Consider the following 2,618-nt stretch of genomic DNA (forward strand, 5'->3'; position numbering starts at 1 on the left):
CGTCCGGCCGCCCGCCCGTGGCTTTGCCCGCGCAGGTGTGCGGATCCAGCTCGGTCGGCAACTTCAGCCTCGCCGGCGTTTGAGGCGCGGGGGCCTGGGGGCTGGCCCCCAGAAAGCGGTCCGCAGACGCACGGGCTGCGCAGGCACATCCAGCCCCGTCGGCGTTTGAGGCGCGGGGGCCGGGGCGGAGCCTCGGGGAACGGGCGAGGGTGACGCCCGTCACGTCATCCCACGATCCGGGACGAGTTCGTCCGGATCGTGGACAGTAGTGGACTCCTCCAATCGCCACATGCCACGCTTCGGCCATGAATGGAGCTGGAATTGCCTTGGTGAGTCGGCGGCACGTCGACCTCGGCCGCATGTCCAGCGCCATCTGTCCGGCACGCTGACGGAACCAGCGACCGCCGCACATCGCCGCAGTCCCCGCCGCCGCGGACGCGTCGATCACCCGCAAGCCCCCTGAGGCCGAACACCGCCCCCTGCCTGCCGGCAACCCCGGTACGCGGGCGGATATCGGCCGCACCTGCTCAGAGACTCCAGCGTGACAGGGGCGCGCCGCCGCTCCCCCCTGCCTCCACCTCGAGCCGTTGAAGAAGGACGTACCCGCCATGGCCGCCACCCCCGATACGCCCGCAGCCGCCCCCGCAGCCGCAGCGCGCCGCAAGACCGGCCGTCACCGCGGCGAGGGCCAGTGGGCCGTCGGACACCACACGCCCCTCAACGGCAACGAGCAGTTCAAGAAGGACGACGACGGTCTCAACGTGCGGACACGCATTGAGACGATCTACTCCAAGACGGGCTTCGACTCGATCGACCCCAACGACCTGCGCGGACGCATGCGCTGGTGGGGCCTGTACACCCAGCGCAAGCCCGGGATCGACGGCGGCAAGACCGCGATCCTGGAGCCCGAAGAGCTGGACGACAAGTACTTCATGCTGCGCGTCCGCATCGACGGCGGCCGGCTGACCACCGAGCAGCTCCGCGTCATCGGCGAGATCTCCGAGGAGTTCGCGCGCGGCACCGCGGACCTCACCGACCGCCAGAACGTGCAGTACCACTGGATCCGGATCGAGGACGTCCCGGAGATCTGGCGCCGCCTGGAGGCCGTCGGCCTCTCGACCACCGAGGCCTGCGGTGACACCCCCCGCGTCATCCTCGGTTCGCCCGTCGCCGGCATCGCCCAGGACGAGATCATCGACGGCACCCCCGCCATCGAGGAGATCTACCGCCGCATCGTCGGCAACCCGGACTTCTCGAACCTGCCCCGCAAGTTCAAGTCCGCGGTCTCCGGCTCGCCCCTGCTGGACGTGGCGCACGAGATCAACGACATCGCCTTCGTCGGCGTGAACCACCCCGAGCACGGTCCCGGCTTCGACGTCTGGGTCGGCGGCGGTCTGTCCACCAACCCCAAGCTGGGCGTCCGCCTGGGCACCTGGGTCTCGCTCGACGAGGTCCCGGACGTCTACGAGGGCGTCATCTCGATCTTCCGGGACTACGGCTACCGCCGCCTGCGCACCCGCGCCCGCCTCAAGTTCCTCGTCGCCGACTGGGGCCCGGCCAAGTTCCGCCAGGTCCTGGAGGACGAGTACCTGAAGCGGAAGCTGACCGACGGCCCCGCGCCCGAGCAGCCCTCCGGCCAGTGGCGTGACCACGTCGGCGTCCACCAGCAGCGGGACGGCAAGTTCTACGTCGGCTTCGCTCCCCGCGTCGGCCGCGTCGACGGCGCCACCCTGACCAAGATCGCGGACATCGCCGAGCAGCACGGCTCCGGACGGCTGCGCACCACCGCCGAGCAGAAGATGATCGTCCTCGACATCGAGGCCGACCAGGTCGACTCGGTGGTCGCGGCTCTGGAGTCGCTGGACCTGCGGGTCAAGCCGTCGCCCTTCCGCCGCGGCACGATGGCCTGCACCGGCATCGAGTTCTGCAAGCTGGCCATCGTCGAGACGAAGGCGCGCGGCGCTTCGCTGATCGACGAGCTGGAGCGCCGCCTGCCGGACTTCGCCGAGCCGATCACCATCAACATCAACGGCTGCCCGAACGCCTGCGCCCGTATCCAGGTGGCGGACATCGGTCTCAAGGGCCAGCTGGTCCTGGACGACGACGGCAACCAGGTGGAGGGCTACCAGGTGCACCTGGGCGGCGCCCTCGGCCTCGAAGCCGGCTTCGGCCGCAAGGTCCGCGGCCTCAAGGTCACCTCGGCCGGTCTGCCCGACTACGTCGAGCGGGTCGTCAAGCGCTTCGCGGAGGAGCGCGAGGACGGCGAGCGCTTCGCCACCTGGGTCGGCCGCGCCAGCGACGCGAGCCTCTCATGAGCGAGCGCGCCGCACCGTTCTACTGCCCGTACTGCGGCGACGAGGACCTGTTTCCCCACGAGACGGGTCACGGCGCCTGGGAATGCAGGGCCTGCAACCGGGCCTTCCAGCTGAAGTACCTCGGGCTGCTGGCCCGGGGAGTTCAGTCCAACACCGCTGGAGGGGACGAGATATGACCACCACTCAAGACGTCGGTCTCAAAGAGCTTGCCGAGCGGGCGGGCCGGGACCTGGAGGACGCTTCCGCCCTGGAGATCCTGCGGTGGGCGGTGGGGACGTTCGGGGCCAGGTTCTGTGTGACGTC

At 70.1% G+C, this 2,618-nt stretch carries 3 protein-coding genes and 1 pseudogene; all 4 read left to right on the forward strand.

Features of this window, described 5'->3' with window-relative positions:
- Positions 1-305: 305 nt before the first annotated feature.
- Complete coding sequence (locus tag ACFY7H_RS34030; RefSeq protein WP_312847410.1) at positions 306-389, forward strand: putative leader peptide; 84 nt, start codon at positions 306-308, stop codon at positions 387-389.
- 219 nt (positions 390-608) lie between these two features.
- Positions 609-2,315: a nitrite/sulfite reductase gene (locus tag ACFY7H_RS34035; RefSeq protein WP_388946586.1), complete on the forward strand. Its 1,707-nt coding sequence runs from the start codon at positions 609-611 to the stop codon at positions 2,313-2,315.
- On the forward strand, positions 2,312-2,491 hold the full coding sequence (locus ACFY7H_RS34040) for a hypothetical protein (RefSeq protein ID WP_125815005.1): 180 nt from the start codon (positions 2,312-2,314) through the stop codon (positions 2,489-2,491). Before ACFY7H_RS34035 ends, ACFY7H_RS34040 begins: the two co-directional genes overlap by 4 nt.
- A pseudogene (locus tag ACFY7H_RS34045) lies at positions 2,488-2,618 on the forward strand (phosphoadenylyl-sulfate reductase); the annotation flags it as partial. The gene ACFY7H_RS34040 and the pseudogene ACFY7H_RS34045, both read left to right, overlap by 4 nt.

Source organism: Streptomyces sp. NPDC012794 (assembly GCF_042901085.1).
Taxonomy (GTDB): Bacteria; Actinomycetota; Actinomycetes; order Streptomycetales; family Streptomycetaceae; genus Streptomyces.